The following is a 17,808-nucleotide window of genomic DNA, read 5'->3' on the forward strand; positions in this document are numbered from 1 at the left end:
AAGAATGTAACATCATGATTTATATTATGATTTAGCGACAATCCGTCCATTTTCTGCTAAACTCGCCTCCATTCGGTCATAGGAGGCACGCATTAACCGCCTCAGCCTTGACCACAGATAGACTCAGCAACACCTCATAAATAGACAGTTATTTATGCTCAGGAACAGGCTATTTAATCTGCTGTTCTTGGTCTGTAGACCATAAAACGATACACACTCGCGCCTACTCGTCCTTTAAATTTTTTATCGGATTGACACTGATCTGTCCTCGACATCAAGCGCTTAACATCCAGCATTAGCAGGTACTTAATAACAAGATGGGTTACTTCTCATTGGACATTGTGCCCAATGAAACGCCCGCACTAAGACAGTTTGTAAGGAATTTTCATGCACACGACTTATATGATTGGCGAGCTAGAATCATTTTTAATTGCCATTTTCGTGCTATTTATCGGCCACTCTATCAATCGCCATGTACGTGTCTTCAGGCAATATAATATCCCCGAACCCATAGTGGGTGGCCTAGTTGTCGCCGCGGGAGTCACATTTCTTCACTTTCAAAATATCAGTCTCGACTTCAGCCTATCACTGCAAAATACCTTAATGCTGATGTTTTTTAGCACCATTGGTCTCTCGGCAAACTACAAGCTATTGCTCAGCGGTGGTAAAAAAGTCTTCATCTTTTTAGGTGTGGCCTCAGTGTATATTGTGATTCAAAATGCCGTCGGCGTCAGTTTAGCCAGCCTATTGGGGCTCGATCCCATCATGGGACTTATCGCAGGATCAATTACTCTGTCGGGCGGCCATGGTACCGGCGTCGCTTGGTCACAAACCTTTGCTGAGCGCTACGGTATCAACACCTTAGAGTTTGCTATGGCCGCGGCAACCTTTGGTTTGATCATGGGTGGGATCATCGGTGGCCCCGTCGCGCAGCGATTAATCGGTAAGCATAATCTTGTTTCTCGCTATGGGGTTGGCCGCAAGCATCACAGTGAACATCCACATTTAGTCACTTATGATCACTTAGAAGAAGACCAAGTCACCGCCAAAACCATATTAGAAACTCTGTTTGTGCTGTTGTTGTGTGTTGCAGGATCAAAATGGCTCACGCTGTGGATCAGCCAATCGGGTATTGCATGGCTAAAGATGCCCGACTTTGTATATGCTCTTTTTCTTGGCGTGCTCATCGCTAATCTCACAGAACTCACCCGCGGTTACAAACCCCATACCGAAAGCATCGATGTGATAGGGACTGTCGCGCTGTCTCTCTTCCTCTCAATGGCCTTAATGACTTTAAAGTTATGGGAAATTTTTGATTTAGCGATCCCGCTACTGGTGATATTACTGGTACAAACCGCAGTGTTGGCCATTTTTGCCTATTTCGTGACGTTCAAAGTCATGGGCAGTAATTACGATGCTGCGGTGATCACCGGTGGCCACTGCGGCTTTGGTATGGGGGCAACCCCAACAGCGGTAATGAATATGGGCGCGCTAGTCTCACGCACAGGGCCATCACCCCAAGCCTTTATGGTAGTACCTATCGTCGGTGCCTTCTTCATCGACATAGTTAACTTAATTGTCTTACAGGGCTATCTGAGCTTTATGAAGTAGTTGTTTATAACTCAATCACTTAAAAAATAGGGCGCCGACTTTGGCGCCCTATTTCATGGTTCAAAATAGTTAAGACTAGAATTCACGCATTAAGCGTTCAGGCCGAGGCAGGTAATAATCATCATGATCAAGGGAGAAAACGACTGAACTTGAACGGCCAACAATCTCATCACGGGGCACGAAGCCAATAACCCGAGAGTCTGCGCTGTTATCACGATTATCACCCAGTGCTAAATAATGCGCATCCGGCACTGTGACAGGTCCAAAATTGGCAAGCCTTGAGGGTACTGGGTTAAGGCGAATACTGTGGACCATACCGAGTAAATTTTCCTGCATTTCTGTCACATCAGCGGGAGCATAAGTACTCAATGCTTGGGATGTGTAGCTGAGCAGTTCGCCGTTTAAATACAAGCGATTATCCTGCATCATCACAGTATCGCCTGGCACAGCTATTACCCGCTTAATCAGTTTTTTATCAGCCTTTTTTGAGTCAAATACCACGATATCGCCGCGAGCAGGATCTGCCAGTTTAACTAATGCGATATGCGTAAATGGCACCCTAAGATCATAAGCCATCTTATTAACTAGAATGCGATCACCCTCGACGATAGTCGGCAGCATAGAACCCGATGGCACAGTATTCCAATCGGCCACCGCGCTCCTGAACACTAACATTAAGCTGATAAACAGAAAAAAGGAGCGATTATCCTTAAGCAGTTTTGTTATTCCTTTGAACATAATATTCCCTCTATGGCATATATAAGCTAGTCGCTGTTCTCAGTTAGATAGACCCATTGCGTTGCACTAAGTTCTGTTGTTAAGCACAGATCAATTTGTAAGCCGATGTAAAAAGCATATTCAATTCAAGTGCAGCAGAATCAACCCCATAACAAAAAAGCACTGAGCTTATGTCGCATCAGTGCTTTTATTGTTGGCTCAGCTTGTTGTCTTAATAAGCTTTATGTTTTACCCCATCAACAGAGTTCACAAACCGCCCTAGCTCCCAGCTTTCAATAGCTCAGAGCAAGATTGGCTGAGCAATTGTCGACAACGCCAAACCCCTAGTAAGGCGACAATTAAGGCTCCAGAAACTGGGGCAATACCCCACCAAGGCCAGTGCATGTATACATTAAGCTCAAACACTTGTGTCTTAAGTAGATATAACGCAAATTCGGCCACAATTACGGCTAACACACCCGCAATACCGCCAAGCAAGGCGAACTCTAAACCCGTTGCACTGCGCAATAACCATCCTGAAGCACCAAAGGTACGCAACACAGCGAGTTCACGTTGCCGAGTTGCCATGCCAGCCTCAGTCTGTGCAATCAAGACTAAGGCACTGGCTAATAACACTAAGGCCAGCACTAAAGACAAGGACAGCGACACTTGCTCAATTATCTGCCGCAACTGCCCCACCATAGCGCCAACATCTATGATAGATATCGTCGGAAATTGCTGAATAAGCGCAAGGATCACTGCATCCTTAGGCGTACCATCAGCATTCATAGTCTTATCGTTAGTCGCCTGATCATTCAGATAGAAACTCGCCATCGAAGTATAAGCAAAAGGTGCGAGCGCTTCTTGGGTGAAAATCATAAAGAAGTTCGGTTGCAGCGTTTCCCAGTGTACGGCACGAATACTGGCAACTTTAACTGTGAGCTCTTGATTATCAATCACGTAAGTCAGCTTATCGCCAAGACCAATACCTAGACGCTCCGCCACGCCGGACTCCACCGACACTTCATCGGCGGCTTGATTAAAATGCCCCTCTAACAGTTCGTTGTTAGCAGGCAGTGTATTGCGCCACGTTAGGTTTAACTCGCGCGAAATGCCCACTCTTCCCTTTTCACCCGCTTCGGACTGTTCATTCGAAATCAGCGCTTCACCGTTAATTTGAGTTAATCGGCCACGGATCACCGGATAAATGTCTGTCGCCACTATCCCCTTAGTCGTCATGAAATCATTCAAGGGCTTTGCATCATCAGGCGCAATATTGACAAGGAAATAATTAGGCGCATTTTCGGGCAACTGTTTTTGCCATTCGTTAAGTAAATCTTGTCTTAGCGCCAAAATCGTCAATAACAGTACCAGTGCAGCGCTAAAGCCAACCAATTGCACCGCATTTTGCCGCGCACGACGCCTTAGCCCCGCCAGCGCTAATTGTAAAGGATTGGTAGTCTTCATACCAACACTGTGTCCTGCTCGTATCATCACAAATCCAAGCAGACTTAATAGCGCAGCCAGCAATAGCACAGCCGCGACCACAGTCAGAGTCAAAGTCCAACTTTGGGAATACAAATAGCCCAATAGCGCCATAGCCCCTAGACTCAGTAGCAAATGCAGCCACATACCAAGCTGTAAGCCTTCTAACTGGCGCTGCAACACCCGCAGTGGCGGAATAGCCAGTAAACGCATCAATGGATAAGCCGAAAACATAAAGGCGCTGATGAGCCCTGTGCTGATGCCGAGTAATAATGGTCGTGTGAGTGGCGGTGAATAGGCCGCAATTTCGGGTGGCAATAGATAACTGATCCCAAAATCGAGTAACCCCCCCCCAATAAGACCTAGACCAATTCCCAGTAGCGTTACCAACAATAAATGAGTACCAAACAACAGGCGAATTTGCTTTGCCGAGGCGCCAAAGGTTTTCAGCATGGCCACCACATCGTAATGACGCTGACAATAACGCTGGGCGGCAATACCTATCGCCGCGCAGGCCAATGCAATGCCCATCAAACTTGCCAGCAGTAAGAAGCGCTCCGCTCGCTTAACGGCTCCCGCAATAGGTGAGTCACCGGATTGCACATCGACCCAACGCTGGGTGCTATTCAAAAGCGGTTTAACACTTTGTTCAAAGGCCGTAAGCGAGGCTTCATCTCCAGCAAATTGATACAGATAAGTCACGCGGCTGCCTGGTTGAATAACACCTGTTTTGGCGACATCCTCCATCCGCATCAATACCACAGGCGATGAAGCAAAAGGATTAAAACCTGCGTCGGGTAAGCGGCTGATCTCATTGCTGAGCACAAATTCGCTGTTACCTAGTTCGATGGATTTGGGATAACCCAAAAGTCCGCCTAAGCGAGTCTCAAACCAGATTTCGCCCGCTTGAGGTAACGCCTTTGTTTTACCGCTGGTGAGTTCAATATCCCCCTTAAGCGGGTAACCCGACTCTACGGCGCGTACTGTGACTAACTGAAACTTATCTCCCGAATAGACCATGGAATTAAATTGCATATTAGTCACATGCTTAAGCCCAAGCGCTTCGGCTTTGGATAAAATCGCCGCATCAATTTTAACTGGCGAATCGATAATACGGTCGGCAGCAATAAACTGTGAAGCTTGACCACTAATTGCCACTTGCAGACGTTCACTCACCCGCGCCAAGCCACTCACAGACAAAACCGCGAGCGTAATAGCGAGGATAATCAATAACAATTGCCCTTGCTGTAACTCGCGTTTAAACAGACGCCATGCCAGACTTAACTCCATTATTAAGCCTCCTTAACATCGGCTAGCGGTTCTGTTTGAGTAATATCTTCCTGTAAATGGCCGTTATCCATCACTAGTTGACGCTCACACCGTTTGGCCAGCAGCAGATCATGGGTAACGAGGACTAAGGTTGTATGGCTTTCTTGATTAAGCTCAAACAACATATCGGCAATCTTATGGCCGTTGACGCTGTCTAAATTGCCTGTTGGTTCATCGGCAAACAAAACTGTAGGCTCACAGATAAAAGCGCGGGCAATCGCCACCCTTTGCTGTTCACCACCCGAAAGCTGTTTGGGTAAATGAGTCAAGCGATGGGATAAACCAACCCGCACCAACATGGCCTGCGCTTTTTCCTTGGCATTGCTCACGCCTGCAAGCTCGGCGGGTAACATGACGTTCTCGAGTGCAGTTAAGGTATCCACTAACATAAAGGATTGAAAAATAAAGCTGACCTTCTGTTTACGCAGTGCCGCTTTTTGCTCTTCATTCAGTGGTGATAATGCCACACCATCGAGCCAAATCTCCCCCGACGTAGGCGTATCAAGCGCCGCAAGCAATCCCAATAAGGTGGATTTGCCCGAACCTGATGGGCCGAGAATAGCCACACTCTCACCTTGCTTGACATCTAAGTTAATGCCCTTGAGGATAGTGAGCGTTCCTTCCTGAGTAATCACTGATTTTTCGAGGTTAACAACATTAATGGCACTGTTTTTTAAGATGACGTTAGACATAGGATCCTTCTTATATAAATCGTTCTGGTATCAATCGCTAAGATTAAAATCAATGGCGAAGACCCTAGGGGCATTCATCCTACTGAGTGTACTCATGGTCACGCCCGCTCACGCGGCAAAGATACTGATCCTCGGCGATAGCTTAGGCGCTAGCTACGGCATGGCAGAACAGTCAGGCTGGGTAGCACTACTGCAAAAAAATCTGCCCGAACATCAGTTTACCAATGGCTCAGTGAGCGGCGAAACCACAGCGGGCGGCCTACGCCGATTACCCGCCTTGCTCGATTCTGTTGCTCCCGATCTTGTGGTCGTTGAGCTAGGAGGTAATGATGGTTTACGTGGATTCCCCCCAACGCAACTCGAAAATAATCTAATCCAAATCATTACCCTAGCCAAAGATAGCGGCGCAAAAGTGCTGCTGACCGAGATCATGGTACCGCCTAACTATGGCCCTCGCTATACCCAAAAGTTCACCCAAGTGTATCAAGACATATCTAAAACCCAGGATATAGTGTTGATCCCCTTCTTTATGCAGGATATCGCGCCCCATCCAGAATTAATGCAAAGGGATGGCATTCATCCCAACGAAAAGGCACAAGCTCAGATTGCGGCTTGGATGCAACCATGGATAGAAAATGCGTTAACCCAATAAAATAGCTGCTATTTTAAGCTAACGAACCGCTTACTTAGCTAAACTCATACTCAACGGATAAAAACGTGTTCTAACGCAAGATTAACCCTATAGATAAACAGTAAAATTCGTGTTAGCAAATGGTTAACTCAAACAAGGAGTCAATATGTCCCTTAGCCATCAGCAAAAAGTGTACATACCCAAGGAAGCCCGTACAAATCAATACATCACAGCCGAAATCAAGGTGACGGATGAGCTACTCAATCAATATCCCGATTATCAAAGCTGTTATCAAACTTTAAGCCGTTTGATATTTAATTTGGCAGAACAACACGATCTCCGTAATGTTCACGTGATCACTAACGATAAACTGCCAGTAGTGCGTTACCATACCGAAGCATATTGCTTCCAAACCACTGAACAAATTCTATTTTTTTATAACCCAGCCTACCACGAAGCCCAAAACTTATTCTCGCAAGAAAACTATCGCGCCCGCAAACTGCGCATTGTGTTTCTTGCCACAGGTGACGATATTCGCAGTAATTCCGCCAGTTTCCATATCAAGGTGCGTGAGTTGCTCACTGAATTAATGCCCTTAATGCCAATAAGCGATCTTAAGGTTAAGGTCCGCGACCATCAGCATTTATCCTATGATCTGTTCGCAAAAGCTAAGGGCTATAAAGAAACCTATGGTTATAAACTGCGCGCCATCGGCCCAAGATATAAAGCCAGAAAATGTGAGTTACCAGAAAACGTTAGCTCTCTTACCTATGTGACGGTAAGCTTGCCGCTGAGTCGCAAACTCAAACAGGGTTTATTACCTGACTCAGCCACTGACTTTACGCCTTTATATCAGCATCTTGAAGACTGCTTCCTCAAAGCGGCAGCTAATAGACAGCTGACACGCCTTGCTATGATAGCGAACGGCTTAACACCGCTTGTGCGTAACAGTAAGTTTGAAAAGCTCGACAGCAAAGCCGAAGTACAAATGATAGGGTTCGATCCTAATGCGACTGAGCAACAAGTTATCCGTCGCTGGGATGCCGATAACTTGGTCGAAGCCGCGCACTTTACCATAGTGGCAGGTACTAAGGACTGTGACGATTCGGGTTTCGGTCGCTTTATGAACAATGTTGAAACAGCCCTGAAGGCCTTTGCTGCGGACATAGGTGTCGATCCGGAGCGTGAAGATCTCATCGTACGTTTCCATCAACATATCAGCTATCAAATCTAACCCGCTTCGGTATTAGCCGCGAAAGCTCAGCAAATGAAAACGCCTGCAAATGCAGGCGTTTTTACTTTTATTCACCAATAGACAGAATTACATAGGACGATTTTTTTCTATGAGGCGATTGAAAATAGCGTTCACAGACAAAGAGGCACCGTGGGCAATTTTATCAGCGAGTTTCTTTCTCACCTGATAACGTATCTTGTACACAGTACGCTCTGTGGCGAGTGACATTATCACATCATCGCTGGTCGAAATCGCATCAACTAAACCTAATTCAATGGCTTGCTGACCGTACCAATGCTCGCCAGTGGCGACTTTCACTAAATCCAACTCAGGGCGATACTTACCAACAAACGCTTTAAATAAGACGTGGGTTTCTTCGAGTTCTTCTTGAAACTTCTGTCTTCCCTCATCGGAGTTTTCACCAAATACTGTCAAGGTGCGCTTAAAATTACCGGCCGTATGTTGCTCATAATCAATTTCATGCTTTTTCAGCAGGCGATTAAAGTTAGGCAGTTGAGCAACAACACCAATAGAACCGACAATGGCAAAAGGTGCAGCATAAATTTTATTCGCAACACAAGCCATCATATAGCCACCACTGGCGGCGACTTTATCAACACAGACAGTCAATGGAATATCTGATTGACGTAAGCGATCTAACTGGCTGGAGGCTAAACCATAACCATGCACCATACCACCGCCACTCTCTACATTGACAACCACTTCATCGCCTTTTTCTGCGATAGCGATAATTGCACTGATTTCTTCACGCAGTGATGCAACCTCAGCGGCATCGATACTGCCCTTAAAATCAATCACGAACACTTTGCCCGTGCAGGCTTCATCTGCGGCTTTGTCTTTTGCCTTTTCGTCAGCTTTTAATTGCTTTTCATAGGCTTTGAATTGTTTCTTTGACAGAAGTTCTTCTTTTAAGCCATGCTTAAGTTCTTCTAACTCTTCAGACAAGTTAGTGATCCTCAGCTCGCCCTTATCTGACTTGTGTTTTACAGTAGAAGCCAACACCACAATAATAACGGCAACGATTGCGACCACTATTGTGACGGCTTTCGCCAAAAACATTCCATACTCGTATAAAAATTCCAAAGTGTTCTCCGTTAGGGCGTTACATCATTCAGTCAATTGCGCGCTATTCTAACAGCCTAAAGGCCCATAAAAAAACCCAGCAAAGGCTGGGTTTTTCCGATTAAGGCAAGATTAGTTAGGACAAGTCGCAATGACCTCACTGTTTGTCACTAAAATCGTCGCATCGCCCTTACCTGCAGTAGCTGCATAGGTTGCCACTTGAGTCTGCATTTCAACCGTGGCAGCCGCGGCCATACCATCCGTTGATTCCTTTTCTTTAGGATCAACAATCGAACTGTGGTGACCTTTAGCGAAGCGCACAACGCCATGACCTTTGCTCGTGCTATCGGCACAAGGTAGCCCGATGGCAGCGATCAGCGGCTCAGTGCCCGATAATGGGAAGTTATCGACGCGATTAGGCAGCACTTGATCTGCTAAGTTACCGTTACCATCACCCGCCACTTCAATTAAGTGCACAGGTAAGCCAGTCGCTTTTAACATAGCAGCATGGTTAACAGGATCTGCAGAATCTACCGCTGTTTGAACCGCAAAGGCAAACGTCGGAATAAATTGGGCATATACCCCCTGCACCAGTGCCGCATATTCAGGGCTACCGGGCTCATAACCTGCTGTATTAGCCGCATCGACCTGTGCTTGGAAAGTTGCAGATGCCGTAATATTACTAAACAGTACTGGGCCAAAGGTTGCAGAACCTGCGAATGATCCTGCTAATCCACCTGCTGGCGCAACTAAGGATACAGCATTGATAGCATAAGCATTTGGCAAGGCATCGCCGGTTGCTGGATTCTTCATGCCTGTGCTGGCATAGGTCGCAAAATCGGTGCCCACAATGGCGCCTAAACTCAGACCTTGAGCACTGATTTTAGTCACATCAAATACTTGCGGCTGACCTGCTTGTGCTAAGCCCTGTGCTAAGCCCGTAAGGGCAAGACGCACCCCTAAATGGTCCATCGTCGCTTGACGGAAGTTATCTCGCACCGACAAAGTGCTAGAAATATTCACAAACACCAACGGGTTACCATTTTTAAAGGCGTCCGGTTTACCGACAACTGCACCGAAGGCAGGATCTGTCGCAGAGACTTCATAAATACCATCACCGTTAGCATCGAATGAACGCGCACCGTGAAGTGGCATATCAATAGCCACAGTCGCAACCCCCATTGCTGCATACGTGCCGGCATAGGCCAATGACATTTCTTTACCGCCGCCTAAACCATGCAGTGCGATTGTTGTTGGCCAACCAGATGTAGGAGGAATAAACTCACGACCTTGCTGTTGATAAAAAGCGGCCAATTTCGTTGCATTGGGCATAGAAATCAGCACAGATACTGTTTCATAACCTTTAATTGCTGGAATAGGATTGAATTTAGTCAGATGTTTGGTTTTATCAACTGCCGTACCATCGTCTAAAACCCATGTTTTACCCGCCATTAACGAGGGATTAGCTAAAGCATCAGCAGGGTTGGCAATACCATTAGCCACCGCTTGCATACCAAAATTATTCTGGCTGAGTGTGCCCGCTTGCAGTGCTAGTAGCACAGAGACAGGGCTATCACCTTGTGCTTTCCAATGACCATTAATTAATGGTTTACCTTCAGCGGATAAACAACCAACTGAAGAACAATCACCGTAAATAGGCAGTTTAATTTTTGCCGTATACACATCAGCCAAGTTTGCGGCAACATAGGCAGCTCCAGCAGCTGGTGTTAAGCCCGCCACTTGAGCCACAGTCAATCCAGTCGGTGTTGGCATCTGGGCAAAGCTTGGTGCATAGGGAGCACCCTTCGCCATCAGCAATTTGGTGGTTTCATAGACGTTAGCAACAGACTGAGTGGTAAATAAGCCAGAGTAACTGATGGTTAAAGGATCGACCTTATGGGCCGCAGCAATCCCTTTCTCATAACTGTTCACTAAGGTTTGCAGCATCAATTGATCTGGCGTTTCTAAAGGTAACGTATTGATATCCAGCTTCAACAAACCATAGGTCGTTGAAGGAGCGATACCACGACCTTCAGAATCTTGAATAAGATTCGTTGTCGCATAAATATAAGATTGCCCGGCTTTGAGTGGCTTAAGCGGAATTATCACCACTTTTTTGCCCGAAGCGGTTGATATAAAGTCAACGCCAAACTGCAACTCAGCGCCCACTTTACAGGCTGAAACTGACGGTTTAGCCTTACATTCGGGATCAGATGATAATGCGCCGCCTACTGTGGCTTCAAACATTCTGACAGCACCCGGTTGCGCAACCGATGCCGCCATTAAGGTTAGCGGTGTACCGTCATGTTTTTTCGCCAAATCGATATCAATAGAAATCGGTGATGTTGTCGACCACCCATCTAACGCCCCAAGCGCTATTTGTGGATCAACATAATTGCCCGAGCTTTCACCCGGAATTGATAATGTGCCATCTTTGGTGCCACTGAACAGCAAATCATTCGGTAATGGAACTTTTGAATTAGCAGGGTCGAACACCATGTGCGATTCAGGGATGAGCACTTCTGTCTTATCCTTGAGTTCATTAAAACTGTCCTCACCACATCCTGTGAGGCCCAGTGCAGATGCAATCGCAACACCCAAAATGAGTCTTTTCATCTTTTTTCCCCAAATCTTGTTGTAATAGTTTTGTTTTCCCCAAGAAATTAGTCACAATAGCTTTTAGATCTGTGACCAATAGGGCTTATGTTAGCCCCTAACTCATTTCAAGTTAACGTAAAAATATTGAGTTAGCCACAAGTTTGTCACAAAGATTTTAGCTATTAATAACAAAGTTTCATTCATTTGTTTGAAACATGCGTTTATCACTTCGGCGACTCTAGAAGTGGCGGGCATTCTCGCCAAGAGGAAAAAGAGACTCATGTTGGAATATCAAGCAGCAAAAGATTTACTCAAGGGCAAGACAATTTTAGTCACAGGCGCTGGTGCTGGCATAGGCCGAACCGCCGCCATTGAGTTTGCAAAACACGGCGCCACTGTGATTTTACTTGGTAAAACAGTGAAAAAATTGGAAGCAGTTTACGACGTAATAGAACAAGCCGGTTATCCCAAACCTGCCATAGTGCCATTGGATCTTAAGGGCGCAACGGAACAAAATTATCGCGATATGGGCGATACCATAGCCGAGCAATTCGATCATTTAGACGGCTTATTACATAATGCTAGCTTACTCGGTGCCTTAGGTCCGTTTGAACACATAGATATTCCATCACTCGAAGACGTGCTCAAAGTGAACGTCACGGCCCAAGTCATGCTAACTAAAGCATTACTACCTGTGATGCGCCAAGCACCCAGTGCATCGATTATCTTTACGTCGAGCAGTGTGGGTCGTCAAGGCCGCGCTTATTGGGGACCTTATGCCTTCTCTAAGTTTGCCACCGAAGGCATGATGCAAGTTCTCGCCCATGAATGTGATGGCACCTCAGTTCGAGTTAACAGCATCAATCCTGGAGCAACCCGCACTGAGATGCGCGCTAAAGCCTACCCTGCAGAGAATCCACTGGATCTCAAAACCGCTGAAGAGATCATGCCGACCTATCTATATTTGATGGGTCAAGATTCTAGTGCCGTCAACGGACAGCAGTTTAACGCACAGTAATCGAATCGCTTATTGAGTTTCTGCCGGTATGATTCAGCAATATTAAAGGGCCTATTTATGGCTCTTTATTATTTTAGATATTCTCAAAATGAAACCCAGAACTTGTCGATGACATTAAGTACGACAAAGATAGCGCACCGCAAATCTTAGCTTAACTGAATTTTTGCAAAATAAATCATTGTTTTAGCTTTGGCGACTCTGTTTGATTCATCAAACGAATTTTGCGTATCCAGCTGTGAGTCAGCTAGCTCATGGCTGGAGTAATAACTTACCCACAACTCATTTCCGTCAATCACAACGCCCGCATAACTGGTATCGCCCTTCGATGGCAGTGTCAGTAGTTCTTGAACCACGCCAGTATCTGGATGAATTTCAACTAAAGCCGTGCGAACTTGCTCATCGTATAAACGCACTACAGCCAACAAACGGGATTGATACATCAACATCACTGGCCCACCAATGCGCTTATCGAGTGCTTGCCATTGCCAATCAGTGAATGGCATTTGACTGCGGCCGAGTAAACCGACAAATTCTGGGCCCCATACGGGATCGCGCCTCAATAGACAAAAGCCGTTTTCTTGATGAAAAACAATGGCAGTTTCGTTGACATAACCTTGATTATTAAACACCTTTAACCAAGTCTCAAACTGCACCCCATCATCACTTTTATACAAGCGGGTATCGCCATCAGGCCCAGCGCGATAACCCACGCCATAGAGTGCATTTTGATGCTCGGTTAAGCGCCATAACCAATAGCCTTTATCAGCGACTTTTAACGCATCCGACCACGCTAGCCCATTGGCTGAGCGCCAAAGATATGATTGTAAGCCAGACTTATCGTGTAAAGTCCCGCCACCGAGTAAGAGTAATGCCCCTTGATACTCTATCAGTTTGCCATCGCGTAAATCCGCCTCATCCGAACGGATCAGCGCCACGCTCTCCCAAGTGTCGCCTAAATCCGCTGAGCGTAGAATTCGTAGCGCACCATCGGGTGACACATGGGCTGTCCCTTCACGGAAAACGCAAAACATTGCCCCCTGAAACGTGATTAAATCGGTAAACGCATTATGGGCAGCGTGTTCCCAAATCCGTTTCACTGAAATTAGCTTCATCCATTCACTCCTCAATCCAACTGAGACTTGTTATAACATAGCTGCAAATAACAGAAAGCAAAAAGGCCGCTTAGCGGCCTTTTTCATTGGGATAAAACAACTTAGCTGCGCTGACGCGATGGCTTAGGTTTTCCCGATCCGGTCACTTTATGCTTACGTACGGCGCGGCGAATTTTAGCACTCTTCACCTGAGCACGGGCTACGCTGTGTTTATCAGCGGCGAGCATAGTACGAGTTTCGGGCTCAAGACCCGCCAGCTTACGCAAGTAGTTAACTTGCTCTACGGGCAATTCAACCCAGCCACCGCGAGGCAGTGATTTTGGCAGTTCGACCATACCATAACGAATACGGATCAAACGACTCACCTGTACTTCTTGGGATTCCCACAAACGGCGCACTTCGCGGTTGCGACCTTCGCGTAAACACACATGCCACCACTGGTTCATGCCTTCGCCGCCCGCTGGTTTGATGCTATCAAACTGCGCAGGGCCGTCTTCTAACATGACGCCAGTACGTAAACGTTGTACTGTCGCCTCAGGGATTTCACCAAAGGTACGCACTGCGTATTCGCGGTCGACTTCGTTCGATGGATGCATTAAACGGTTCGCCAACTCACCATCTGACGTAAACAACAATAAGCCTGAGGTGTTAATGTCTAAACGACCCACCGCTACCCAGCGTGAATCACGCACTTTTGGCAAGCGATCGAATACCGTTGGACGGCCTTCAGGATCTTTACGACTGCAAATTTCGCCTTCAGGTTTATGATATGCCAGCACACGGCAAATCACGTCTTCGGCAGACTTTAAGGAAATGGCTCTGCCATCGATACGCACTTTAGCATCAGCTTCAATACGATCCCCAAGGCTAGCAATTTCACCATCAATACTAACTCGGCCTGCAGCAATCCATGCCTCCATCTCACGACGGGAGCCATGGCCTGCACGGGCCAAGACTTTCTGCAATTTTTCACTCATTAGTATTTTGCTCTTCTGACTGTTCTGGCGCTGATTTCAAACCTGAAAAAACCGCCTGCAATGACTCAGTATCCGACAGCGGCGGTAAATCCGCTAAGGTGTCTAAGCCAAAATATGCTAAAAATTCTAAGGTAGTGGCATATAACGCGGGTCGCCCCGGTACTTCTTTATGGCCAACTACTTTAATCCAATGTCTATCTGACAAACTTTTTATGATGTGACTACTTATAGCCACACCGCGCACCTGTTCAATATCGCCGCGAGTCACTGGTTGACGATAAGCAATTACCGCCAAGGTTTCTAATGTCGCACGCGAATATTTAGGCGCCTTTTCTTGCCACAGAGGCTGCAAAAAAGGACTCAAGACTTCTAAGGTCTGGAAGCGATAACCTCCAGCGACTTTCACAAGTTGCACACCTCTGTCTTGATAATCCTGCTGCAGCTCATCCAATGCAGCTTTTATTTTGTCTCTAGAAACCGTGAAATCCACCAATACAGTGTCTTTCAACATTTTCGCCGACAAGGGTTTCCCCAATACAAACAAACTCGCTTCAATAAGCTGTTTTAATTGAGTCGGATTTATCTGCATCAATTAATAGGCCTTAACGTAAATAGTTGAAAACGGCTCTGTTTGGTACAATTCGACCAATAATTCTTTGACTAATTCCATCAAAGCTAAGAAGGTGACTACCACGCCGGCACGGCCTTCTTCTAGGGTAAATAAACGTTCAAATGCCGTAAAATCTTCCGAGTTCAGCATGGCTAAAATCTGGCTCATGCGCTCACGGGTCGATAACTGTTCACGCTTAACGTGATGATCTTCATAGGCATCGATACGTTTGAGTACATCACCAAAGGCGCGGGCAATTTCAAACAACGAAACTTCTGGCGGGATCATTAACGGCTTAATGTCGGGTGCTGCCACTGCTTTGGCTTGAAATACATCCCGCTCGAGCCGCGGTAAATCATCGAGTTTTTGCGACGCTTCTTTAATCACTTCATAGGCTTTAAGCTGCCGAATAAGCTGTGCCCGTGGATCTTCCTCAACCTCATCTTCGGCCACCATACGCGGCAGCAGCAAACGGGATTTAATCTCGGCAAGCGTTGCCGCCATCACTAAATAATCAGCGGCAAGTTCGATTCGAGCCTGAGTCAGCAACGTAATATATTCTAAATACTGCGCGGTGATTTGCTGAATGGGTAAATCGACAACGTCTAATTTTTGCTTACGGATCAAATATAAAAGTAAATCCAATGGCCCTTCAAAGGACTCGAGGAACACTTCCAATGCCTCAGGCGGAATAAACAAATCCAGCGGCATTTCGGTCATTGCCTGACCACGAATAACGGCTAAGGGTAAACTTTGTTGCGTGCCCTGCATCCGCTATCTTGCTCCGTTAACACTGCGCTATCCAACCTAGGCTAACGCCAAACGCGCGATTATACCTGTAAATCTACGGCGATAAAACTGCCAAATGTTGACTACCACTATCCGAATCACTTACCCGCATCCATTAGCGATAAATCTAATGCGGCAAATTTAGAGGAACGGCGTGATATCACCCGCGCCTTCACGTAAAATCTCGGCGCCATCTTCAGACATATCAATCACAGTCGTTGGCTTTTCGCCTAAATAACCACCGTGGATAATCACATCCACTTGATGCTCGAGCAAATCACGAATTTGTTCAGGATCAGACTCGGCAAATTCTGCATTCGGCATCACTAAACTGGTCGACATCAGCGGCGCATCTAAGGCTTCAAGTAACGCCAGTGCGATCACATTGTCGGGCACACGAATACCTATGGTCTTTTTCTTGTCATTTTGTAAGCGACGCGGTACTTCTTTAGTCGCTTTGAAAATGAACGTATAAGGCCCAGGCGTGCAGCTTTTTAGGATGCGATACGCCTGATTATCCACTTTAGCGTAGGTCGCAAGCTCGGATAAATCACGGCACATCAAGGAAAAGTTATGATCGTTCTCAATTTGACGAATTCTCGCCATCCGCGTCATCGCGTCTTTCTCACCAATCAGGCAGCCTAAGGCATAGCCCGAATCGGTGGGATAAACAATTACACCGCCGCTTTTCAATACGGCAACCGCCTGACTTATAAGCCGCGTTTGCGGATTTACTTCATGTACATAAAAAAACTGACTCATGGTCGTTCCATCCAAGATTCCGATTGCCAGACCCAATCAATACCTTGGGGCTGATACAGATTTTTACCTAATTCTATCCAATTGCTCGGAAAGTGAAAATCACTCCCTATCGATGCAAGCAACTGGTTTTGGACACTCAGCGCCACAAGATTGGCCCTGTCGTCTAATGTTTGCTGGCCAAGCACCACTTCCATGGCATCTCCACCCGCTTCTTTAAATTCACGCACTAAGCGCTTAAGCCACTTAGCCGATAACTTATAACCACTGGGATGCGCCAACACGGCTAATCCACCTGCGTTATGGATGATATCAATAGCACTGGCCATATCACCCCAATTATTAGGCACATAACCGGTTTTACCGCGGGCAAGGTAGCGTTTAAAGACGCTGGGCATATCCACAGCATGACCATTTTCAGCCATCCAGCGAGCGTAATGTCCACGGCTCAATGCCGCATCACCCGCCAACGCCTTAGCACCTTCGTAGGCACCTTCAATGCCAGCTTTAGCTAATCTATGACCAATTTCTTGAGCACGTAATTCACGTAATTCACGCTGGTTTTCTAAAAATGCTAATAACGCTGGATTATCAGCATCGAAGTTAAGCGCCACTATGTGGATATCGTAACTGTTCCAGCGAGTAGAGATTTCCACGCCAGAAATCAATTTCAATGGAGTAGCTTGAGCCTGATTAAAGGCACGGGCTTCAGGTAAACCAGCCACTGTGTCGTGATCGGTAATGGCAAATAACTGCACACCCTTTTCAAGGGCTCTTGCCACCAATTCAGACGGCGTTAATTGACCGTCTGATGCGGTCGTGTGGCTGTGTAGATCAGCCAATATGCTTTGAGTATTCATGGTGCTATTGTACGCGAACTTGTTAACAAATGCGCTGCTATCTCGTATTTTGTGGCTGAGTAACATCAATTTTATGCATCATTGCAGCGAATAAATCGCAGGAAGTGAAAAATATTCAATTGACATTCAGCTCCAGCTAAGGTTTTCTATACACCAATTACTGAATTAGCGAGACCCTTTTGAATGACACACATTAACGCTTCATTAAACATCATTTGGTGGTGGCACTTCCCAACGTAGCGGGTGGTGTGAAGCTCTGTGCTCATTTGAAAGTGACCAGAATCAACAAGAAGCCCGCAGAAA

General features: G+C 46.3%; 15 protein-coding genes and 1 other annotated feature (1 of these 16 only partly in view). Of the genes, 4 read left to right on the plus strand and 11 right to left on the minus strand.

The genetic code is table 11. The features are described 5' to 3' along the window. Positions 1-387 precede the first annotated feature (387 nt). On the plus strand, positions 388-1,611 hold the full coding sequence (gltS, locus tag L5L91_RS13605; protein WP_113940752.1) for a sodium/glutamate symporter: 1,224 nt from the start codon (positions 388-390) through the stop codon (positions 1,609-1,611). Positions 1,612-1,686: 75 nt separating this feature from the next. On the opposite strand, the gene lepB is transcribed toward gltS, so the two are convergent. The 3 genes from lepB to L5L91_RS13620 all read right to left on the minus strand — a co-directional run bounded on the left by lepB (position 1,687) and on the right by L5L91_RS13620 (position 5,834). Beyond that, positions 1,687-2,349, minus strand: a complete 663-nt coding sequence (gene lepB / locus L5L91_RS13610) for a signal peptidase I (RefSeq protein WP_263236869.1) — start codon at positions 2,347-2,349, stop codon at positions 1,687-1,689. 258 nt (positions 2,350-2,607) lie between these two features. Further along, a complete protein-coding gene (locus L5L91_RS13615) occupies positions 2,608-5,103 on the minus strand; it encodes an ABC transporter permease (RefSeq protein ID WP_263163351.1) in 2,496 nt (831 codons plus the stop codon). A 2-nt stretch (positions 5,104-5,105) separates the two neighbouring features. Then, the gene (locus L5L91_RS13620; protein ID WP_212600695.1) at positions 5,106-5,834 is read right to left on the minus strand and encodes an ABC transporter ATP-binding protein; all 729 of its coding nucleotides are present in this window, start codon (positions 5,832-5,834) and stop codon (positions 5,106-5,108) included. Positions 5,835-5,886: 52 nt separating this feature from the next. Here L5L91_RS13620 and L5L91_RS13625 point away from each other — a divergent pair, with 52 nt between their 5' ends. Both L5L91_RS13625 and L5L91_RS13630 read left to right on the plus strand, forming a co-directional pair. Continuing rightward, entirely contained in the window at positions 5,887-6,486 is a 600-nt protein-coding gene (locus L5L91_RS13625; RefSeq protein WP_028760985.1) for an arylesterase, read from the plus strand. Positions 6,487-6,631: 145 nt separating this feature from the next. Next, the gene (locus tag L5L91_RS13630; protein WP_028760986.1) at positions 6,632-7,699 is read left to right on the plus strand and encodes a DUF3083 family protein; all 1,068 of its coding nucleotides are present in this window, start codon (positions 6,632-6,634) and stop codon (positions 7,697-7,699) included. Between the two features lie 87 nt (positions 7,700-7,786). Here the strand turns inward: L5L91_RS13630 and sohB are convergent, their stop codons facing one another. Both sohB and L5L91_RS13640 read right to left on the minus strand, forming a co-directional pair. Further along, entirely contained in the window at positions 7,787-8,803 is a 1,017-nt protein-coding gene (gene sohB / locus L5L91_RS13635) for a protease SohB (protein ID WP_198572807.1), read from the minus strand. A 111-nt stretch (positions 8,804-8,914) separates the two neighbouring features. Continuing rightward, a complete protein-coding gene (locus L5L91_RS13640) occupies positions 8,915-11,398 on the minus strand; it encodes a VolA/Pla-1 family phospholipase (RefSeq protein WP_263236872.1) in 2,484 nt (827 codons plus the stop codon). Positions 11,399-11,660: 262 nt separating this feature from the next. Here L5L91_RS13640 and L5L91_RS13645 point away from each other — a divergent pair, with 262 nt between their 5' ends. Beyond that, entirely contained in the window at positions 11,661-12,398 is a 738-nt protein-coding gene (locus L5L91_RS13645; RefSeq protein ID WP_028760989.1) for a YciK family oxidoreductase, read from the plus strand. A gap of 146 nt (positions 12,399-12,544) precedes the next feature. Here the strand turns inward: L5L91_RS13645 and L5L91_RS13650 are convergent, their stop codons facing one another. From L5L91_RS13650 to rnm, 6 genes are all read right to left on the minus strand, one after another. Then, positions 12,545-13,510 carry an exo-alpha-sialidase gene (locus tag L5L91_RS13650; protein ID WP_263236874.1) on the minus strand — a complete coding sequence of 322 codons (966 nt, stop codon included), beginning with the start codon at positions 13,508-13,510 and terminating at the stop codon, positions 12,545-12,547. Positions 13,511-13,611: 101 nt separating this feature from the next. Beyond that, positions 13,612-14,487 carry a 23S rRNA pseudouridine(2605) synthase RluB gene (gene rluB / locus L5L91_RS13655; protein WP_028760991.1) on the minus strand — a complete coding sequence of 292 codons (876 nt, stop codon included), beginning with the start codon at positions 14,485-14,487 and terminating at the stop codon, positions 13,612-13,614. Continuing rightward, entirely contained in the window at positions 14,480-15,076 is a 597-nt protein-coding gene (gene scpB / locus L5L91_RS13660) for an SMC-Scp complex subunit ScpB (RefSeq protein WP_011788946.1), read from the minus strand. The genes rluB and scpB overlap by 8 nt, the downstream gene beginning before the upstream one ends. Before the next feature lie 3 nt (positions 15,077-15,079). Beyond that, on the minus strand, positions 15,080-15,868 hold the full coding sequence (locus L5L91_RS13665) for a segregation and condensation protein A (protein WP_105252121.1): 789 nt from the start codon (positions 15,866-15,868) through the stop codon (positions 15,080-15,082). A gap of 159 nt (positions 15,869-16,027) precedes the next feature. After that, entirely contained in the window at positions 16,028-16,648 is a 621-nt protein-coding gene (locus L5L91_RS13670; RefSeq protein ID WP_028760994.1) for an L-threonylcarbamoyladenylate synthase, read from the minus strand. Continuing rightward, the gene (gene rnm / locus L5L91_RS13675; protein WP_105253095.1) at positions 16,645-17,505 is read right to left on the minus strand and encodes an RNase RNM; all 861 of its coding nucleotides are present in this window, start codon (positions 17,503-17,505) and stop codon (positions 16,645-16,647) included. Before rnm ends, L5L91_RS13670 begins: the two co-directional genes overlap by 4 nt. Positions 17,506-17,715: 210 nt before the next feature. Then, positions 17,716-17,808, plus strand: a sequence feature (Trp leader region); it runs 15 nt beyond the window's last position.

The organism is Shewanella sp. SM55, from assembly GCF_025654025.1.
GTDB classification, from domain to species: domain Bacteria; phylum Pseudomonadota; class Gammaproteobacteria; order Enterobacterales; family Shewanellaceae; genus Shewanella; species Shewanella oncorhynchi.